Origin of the sequence: Promicromonospora kroppenstedtii DSM 19349 (assembly GCF_000515355.1) — a bacterium.
GTDB classification, from domain to species: Bacteria; Actinomycetota; Actinomycetes; order Actinomycetales; family Cellulomonadaceae; genus Promicromonospora; species Promicromonospora kroppenstedtii.
Genome location: NZ_KI911568.1, coordinates 9,096 through 16,001, shown reverse-complemented (window position 1 = coordinate 16,001; position 6,906 = coordinate 9,096). Strand labels below are relative to the sequence as shown.

5 protein-coding genes and 2 tRNA genes are annotated in these 6,906 nt (G+C 71.0%); 6 read left to right on the top strand and 1 reads right to left on the bottom strand.

Features of this window, described 5'->3' with window-relative positions:
- A partial coding sequence (locus tag PROKR_RS00755) for a GMC oxidoreductase (protein ID WP_036958883.1) occupies positions 1 to 1,670 on the bottom strand: 1,670 nt, incomplete at its 3' end.
- Positions 1,671 to 1,909: 239 nt separating this feature from the next.
- Between PROKR_RS00755 and PROKR_RS00750 the strand changes: the two genes are divergently transcribed.
- The 6 genes from PROKR_RS00750 (at position 1,910) to PROKR_RS00725 (ending at position 6,122) form a co-directional block, all read left to right on the top strand.
- Positions 1,910 to 2,001, top strand: a tRNA-Ser gene (locus tag PROKR_RS00750).
- A gap of 183 nt (positions 2,002 to 2,184) precedes the next feature.
- A tRNA-Arg gene (locus tag PROKR_RS00745) sits at positions 2,185 to 2,257 on the top strand.
- Between the two features lie 406 nt (positions 2,258 to 2,663).
- Entirely contained in the window at positions 2,664 to 3,458 is a 795-nt protein-coding gene (locus PROKR_RS00740) for an IclR family transcriptional regulator domain-containing protein (RefSeq protein WP_051432561.1), read from the top strand.
- A 71-nt stretch (positions 3,459 to 3,529) separates the two neighbouring features.
- The gene (locus PROKR_RS00735) at positions 3,530 to 4,723 is read left to right on the top strand and encodes a thiolase family protein (protein WP_036958864.1); all 1,194 of its coding nucleotides are present in this window, start codon (positions 3,530 to 3,532) and stop codon (positions 4,721 to 4,723) included.
- A complete protein-coding gene (locus PROKR_RS00730) occupies positions 4,720 to 5,445 on the top strand; it encodes a 3-oxoacid CoA-transferase subunit A (protein WP_036958863.1) in 726 nt (241 codons plus the stop codon). The genes PROKR_RS00735 and PROKR_RS00730 overlap by 4 nt, the downstream gene beginning before the upstream one ends.
- Entirely contained in the window at positions 5,442 to 6,122 is a 681-nt protein-coding gene (locus tag PROKR_RS00725) for a 3-oxoacid CoA-transferase subunit B (RefSeq protein WP_051432560.1), read from the top strand. The genes PROKR_RS00730 and PROKR_RS00725 overlap by 4 nt, the downstream gene beginning before the upstream one ends.
- The last annotated feature ends 784 nt before the right edge of the window (positions 6,123 to 6,906 follow it).

Sequence of the window (6,906 nt, the reverse complement as noted above, 5' to 3'; positions counted from 1 at the left end):
ACGACCGGGGCGACCGGCCGCACCGGCTCGACCGGCCGGTAGGCCGACCCGAGGGCGGGCCGCCCGTCCTGCTCGTCCGCGTTGGGCCACAGCGCGCAGGCCCGCTCGGCCTGGGCCGTGATCGTCAGCGACGGGTTCACCCCGAGGTTCGCGGTCACGGCCGAGCCGTCCATGACGTGCAGTCCCTTGTGCCCGAAGACCCGCAGGTACGGGTCCACCACGCCGTCGTCCGCCGCGGAGCCGATCGCGCAGCCGCCCAGGATGTGCGCCGTCAGGGGGATGTTGAACGGGTCGCCGATCGTGCCCCCCGCGATGCCCTCGACGCCGTCGTCGCCCATCGTGTCGGCCATGCGGCGCACGGCCTCGTGGCCCTCGGGGATCCAGCTCGGGTTGGGCGCACCGGTGCCCTGTCGCGACGTCATGAACCGGCCGAAGGGGGAGCGGCGGGTCACCGTGGTCAGTGAGTTGTCGTGGGCCTGCATGACCAGCGCGATGACCGTCCGCTCCGACCAGCGGCGCCAGTCCATCAGCACCGGCAGCCACTTGAGGTTCTTGCCCATCTCGGCGAACCAGCGGAGGAACCGGAACGGCCCGCCGTCGACCAGGATGTGCTGCAGCGCCGCCATCACGTTGGAGCCATGGCCGTAGCGCACGGGCTCGATGTGCGTGCTCTCGTTCGGGTAGAACGAGGACGTGATCGCGAGCCCGCGCGAGTAGTCGGTCGAGCCGACCCTGTGCGTCATCGCGCCGAGCAGCGCCTCGGAGTTGGTCCGCGTGAGGTGCCCGAGCCGGTCCGACAGGCGGGGCAGCGTGCCGGAGTCCTTCATGGCGTGCAACAGGCGCTGTGTGCCGAGCGTGCCGGCGGCGAACACGACCTGCCGGGCGGTGAACGTCCGGCGGCCGCCGAGCTTCCGGCCCGTGCGGTGGGTGCGGATCTCGTAACCGCCGTCCACCGCCTCGCTCCGTGGCCGCACGACGTCGGCGGTGGTCAGCGGGTGCACCACGGCGCCCGCCCTCTCCGCCAGGTAGAGGTAGTTCTTGACCAGCGTGTTCTTGGCGCCGTGCCGGCAGCCCGTCATGCACTCGCCGCACTCGATGCAGCCCGTCCGCTCCGGCCCGGCCCCGCCGAAGAACGGGTCGGCGGCCCGGCAGCCCGGCGACGGCGACTCCGCGCCGCCGGGGCCGAAGTAGACGCCCACCCGGGTGGGCCGGAAGGTGTCACCCACCCCCATGTCGTCCGCGACGGACCGGATGACGTCGTCCGCGGGCGAGTGCCCGTGGTACTGGACGACACCGAGCATGCGCTCCGCCTGGTCGTAGTACGGCGCGAGCTCGCTCTTCCAGTCGGTGATGCGTGACCAGGCGGGGTCCGCGTAGAACGGGTCCAGAGGGCGGTACAGGGTGTTCGCGTAGACGAGCGACCCGCCACCCACGCCGGCGCCCGTGAGGCACAGGACGTTGCGCAACAGCCGGACCCGCTGGATCCCGTAGCAGCCGAGCGCGGGCGCCCAGAGGAACTGCTTGAGGTGCCAGGAATTCTTGGCGAACTCGTGGTCAGCGAAGCGGCGGCCCGCCTCGAGCACGCCCACCCGGTAGCCCTTCTCCGTCAGCCGGAGGGCCGCGACGCTGCCGCCGAAGCCTGAGCCGATCACCAAGACGTCGTAGTCCATGACCGCGAATGTACAGCCTATTGACGCCGTGTGAAATACGCTGCCGCGATGCGCCGGACGGTGCCGAGGGCGCCTCACCGGCAGCCCGCGCCCACCTGCTTCGGAACGGAAAAATGGCGAGAACGTGCGGCTGCGACGTGGTCGGGCGGCCCGCCGTCCGCCCCGCTTTGCTCAGGCTGCCGTACGCCAGGTAGCCTGGGCCGCGCGGCACCGCCCTGCCTGGGTGGAGGCTGTCGCGAGGAGACGTCGCATAGTCAGGTCTAGTGCGCCACCCTGCTAAGGTGGTAACGGGGCAACCCGTTCGAGGGTTCAAATCCCTCCGTCTCCGCCAGGAAGGTCCCGGCCGCGCGTGACGCCCGGGGCCTTTTCTGTGGGAGGCGCCGGACTTCCGGACGGTTGTGACGGAGTTCTCCCCGGGAAGCACGGATTTGAGTTTGGGTCCGCGCCGAACAGGCTGTAATGTTCTCGTCGGTCGGCCGTGTGAACGGCAGACAGACAGCAGGTAGTACGACCAGCGCCCGTAGCTCAACGGATAGAGCATCTGACTACGGATCAGAAGGTTGGGGGTTCGAATCCCTTCGGGCGCACAGCAGGAACGAGGCCCCGGCCAGCGGAAACGCTGACCGGGGCCTCTTCGTTGCCAGCCCGCCGACGACAGAGGCGACGTCGTTCCCCGTCGGGCTCCCCGTCAGAGAGGCCCCGGGGCCGCGCCGACGTCACGTCGCGATCCGGTCACGGTTGCTTGCCGGGCCGCCGAACCATTGACCGGGCCTCCGCGCGATCGCTACCTTCGCGTGCGGCACACCCGTTCGGAGAACGACCAGGGCCGCGGGCGCCGGGGCTCAACGGTGCGCTCCGACGTCGGACCAGGGAGGCCCGGGCGGGCGTGCTGCCAAAGGCGTGGCCCCCGGCCGACGGGAGCGACCTGGTGCGGCCAACCGGATGCTCGGCCAGGATGCGAAGCAGACGCGCCGACGGCATGGAGGAATCCGGATGAGCGACATCGTGCAGGACCCCGGCACCCGGTCCGGTGAGTTCGTGCAGTCCCTCGAGCGCGGGCTGTCGGTGATCCGTGCGTTCGGCCCGGACCGCGCCCGGATGACGCTGAGCGAGGTGGCCCGCGCGGCCGACCTCAGCCGGGCGTCGGCGCGCCGCTTCCTGCACACGCTGGTGGAGCTCGGCTACGTCGTGACCGACGGGCGCGTGTTCGCGCTGCGCCCCCAGGTGCTCGAGCTCGGGTACGCCTACCTGTCCAGCCTGTCGCTGCCCGAGGTGGCACAGCCGCACCTGGAACGGCTCGCGGAGGACGTCGGCGAGTCGTCGTCCGTCGCCGTGCTGGACGGCGCCGAGATCGTCTACGTGGCGCGGGTCGCCACGCATCGCATCATGTCCGCGGCGATCCAGGTGGGTACGCGGTTCCCGGCGTACGCCACCTCGATGGGGCGTGCGGTCCTGGCCCACCTGCCCAGCCGTGACCGCGACGGCTTCCTGGGCACCGTGGCTCTGGCGCCGCTCACGCCCCGCACGATCGTCGACGTCGAGCTGCTGCGCGCGGAGCTGGACCTGGTGCGCGACCAGGGCTGGGCGCTCGTCGACCAGGAGCTGGAGGAGGGGCTGAGGTCCCTGGCCGCTCCCCTGCGGGACCGGACAGGACGCGTGGTCGGCGCGGTGAACGTGTCCGCCCCGGTGCGCCGCGGCGCGGTCGAGGAGCTCGTCGCCGAGTTCCTGCCGGCCCTGCTGCGTGCGGCCGCCGAGATCGAGGCGGATCTGGCCCGCACCCGCGGTTGAGCCCTGCGGTATCGTGGGCGTACGCATACGGAACTTGTGTGCGCACTGCGAACGTGCAGAGGTGTGAATCAATGAGCTCGGCATTCGTCTACGACGCGGTGCGCACACCCTTCGGCCGGTACGGCGGCGCGCTCGCTGGGGTACGGCCGGACGATCTTGCGGCCTTCGTGGTCGGCGAGCAGGTACGCCGGGCCCCCGGTCTGGACCCGGCCCGGATCGACGACGTGATCCTCGGGAACGCGAACGGAGCCGGCGAGGAGAACCGCAACGTGGCGCGCATGGCTGTGCTGCTGGCCGGGCTGCCGCTGTCGGTCCCGGGCGTGACGGTCAACCGCCTCTGCGGTTCGTCGCTGGACGCCGTGGTCCAGGCGGCACGTGCCGTGGAGACGGGCGACGCCGACGTCGTCGTGGCCGGCGGCGTCGAGTCCATGAGCCGCGCGCCGTGGGTCCTGCCCAAGCCGGATCGCGCCTACCCGGCGGGCGGCGCCGAGCTGGTCTCCACGACGCTGGGCTGGCGTCTGGTGAACGAGCGGATGCGGCCGGACTGGACGGTGTCCCTCGGCGAGGCCACGGAACGGCTCCGCGAGAAGTACGGCGTCACCCGCGAGCGGCAGGACGAGTTCGCCCTGCGCAGCCACCGCCTCGCACACGAGGCCTGGGAGGCAGGGCGCTATGCCGACCTGGTCACCGCGTTCCCCGGTACGGAGCTCGTCCGGGACGAGCCGGTGCGCCCGGACGGCACCCTGGAGAAGCTCGCGGCGCTGAAACCCTCCTTCCGGGCGGACGGCGGCACCATCACCGCGGGCAACGCCTCCCCGCTGACGGACGGCGCCAGCGCCGCTCTGATCGGCTCGGCGGACGCGGCGAACCTGACCGGTCTGGAGCCACTGGCCCGGATCGCGGGCCGCGCCTCGGTCGCCAACGAGCCGCAGTACTTCGGATACGCCCCGGTGGAGGCAGCGGATCGCGCGCTCGCGAGGAGCGGCATCGGCTGGTCCGACGTCGGCGCCGTGGAGCTCAACGAGGCGTTCGCCGCGCAGTCGCTCGTCTGCCTCGATGCGTGGGACGTGGACCCGGAGATCGTGAACACGTGGGGCGGCGCGACGGCGCTCGGGCATCCGCTCGGCGCCTCCGGCACCCGGATCCTGGGCACGCTCGCGCGCCGGCTGCTCGCCGAGGACCAGCGCTGGGGCGTGGCAGCGATCTGCATCGGCGTCGGGCAGGGCGTGGCCGTCGTCCTGGAGAACCCGCGGGCCGCCGCATGACCGTCCAGGTCGCGAGCACGGCCGGGGAGGCACTGGGCGACGTCGCCGACGGATCGACCGTGATGATCGGCGGTTTCGGGCCGGCGGGGCAGCCGGTCGAGCTGATCGAGGCGCTCCTGGAACAGGGGGCCGGCGACCTCGTCGTCGTCTCCAACAACGCGGGCAACGGCGAGGACGCGCTGGCCCGGCTGATCCTCGAGCGCCGGGTGCGCAAGATCGTCTGCTCGTTCCCCCGCCAGGTGGACTCCTGGCACTTCGACGCCGCGTACCGCGCCGGCGAGATCGAGCTGGAGCTGGTGCCCCAGGGCAACCTGGCCGAGCGGATCCGCGCGGCCGGCGCCGGCCTGGGTGGCTTCTTCACCCCGACCGGCTTCGGCACACCCCTCGCGGAGGGCAAGGAGACCCGCGTGGTCGACGGCGTCCCGATGGTCTTCGAGTCACCCCTTCCCGCCGACGTCGCCCTGGTCAAGGCCTTCCGGGCCGACGGCGTCGGCAACCTCGTCTACCGGCGCACGGCCCGGAACTTCGGACCGGTGATGGCGACGGCCGCGCGGCGGACGGTCGCTCAGGTCAGGGAGGTCGTGCCGACCGGTTCGATCGACCCGGAGACGGTGGTGACCCCGGGCATCTACGTCGACACCGTCGTGGCGATCGACAGCGTGACCGTGTTGGCGGGTACGCAGCCCGGGACGCAGGCCTCGGCGCAGGGTCCGGCCTCATGAGCGCCGAGACGGTGCCCCCGGGCCCGCGGAGCGGGTCCCCCCTGTCCAAGGCGCAGCTGGCCGCCAGGGTGGCGGCGGACATCGAGCCGGGTTCCTACGTGAACCTGGGCATCGGTCTGCCCACGCTCGTGGCCGACCACCTGCCACCGGGCTCGGGCATCACACTGCACACGGAGAACGGCCTGCTCGGCATGGGCCCGGCCCCGGAGCAGGCCGACGTCGACCCCGAGCTGATCAACGCGGGCAAGGTGCCGGTGACCGAGCTCGCGGGAGCCTCCTACTTCCACCAGGCGGACTCGTTCGCCATGATGCGCGGCGGCCACATCGACGTGTGCGTGCTGGGCGCCTTCCAGGTGTCGACGGCGGGCGACCTCGCCAACTGGTCCACAGGCCGGCCCGGGGCAGTGCCCGCCGTCGGAGGGGCCATGGACCTCGCGGTCGGCGCCCGGCGGAGCGTCGTCATGATGACGCTCCTGACCAAGGACGGTCAGCCCAAGCTGGTCCAGGAGTGCACGCTGCCGCTCACCGGTGTCGGCTGCGTGTCGCGGATCTACAGCGACGTCGCCGTGATCGATGTCGGCCCGGCGCTCGCGGCGGACGGCGGTGCGGGCGTGGTCGAGACCTACGGGGTCACGCACGGGGAGCTCCAGGAGCTGCTCGGGCTCCGCCTGGGCTAGGCCTGCTTCTGCCGCTCCTTGCCGGGTGGCGCGGCCGGCCGTGGAACGTCGCTCCGCGGCGGATGGCGAAATCTGGACCAAAGATTACGCAGACATGGCTGACCGAGTGAGTTCTTGGTCTACGCACGGCCAACGGGCCGCCGGCGGAGGCCGCTGGGCTCGTCTGACATGGCTCCGGCGCGGCCAGACCTGAGGGCTTCTTGGAAAAACACCAGGTGAACAGCGCTTCTGTGTCGGCTGTCACGCGGCGTGGCTTTGACGGACCCTGCGGGCTGACGTAACGTTCTCGTTGTTCGCCCGACAGGGAGAGACGGACAGGAGCGCGGAGAGCGTGACTGGCCGGTCCCGGGGCGGAAACCATCTCAAGACTTCAGAGGGCTTCGTGCGCTCTAGAACGAGGGTGGGCTTGCCGGACAGGCACCCCGAGGTATGGATCCTGAACAGGATGCTTGCGCCGGGGAGCGTGGTAGGGTAAGTTATAGAGGTTGCCTCCGAACGAGGATGACGCGGTCAGGCCGCGGTTCTCTCGGATGGTTTCCCTTCCTCTGCGGATCGCCTTGGTTTTCGAATCGGGGTTGGTCGGCGAAAAATGGGATCAGAATTCTTTCGGGTTCTCGAAGAATTCTCGCCGGCTCTCGGGCCGGGCGGGGATTTGGAAAAGTCCGAAAGGGCCTGGTAAGTTTGAGGAACTGCCCCGGACAGGGATGCGAACGGAAAAAGGTCGCAGGTCTGACGGTGTGCGTCGGTTGTTTGAGAACTCAACAGTGTGCTTGATAGTCAATGC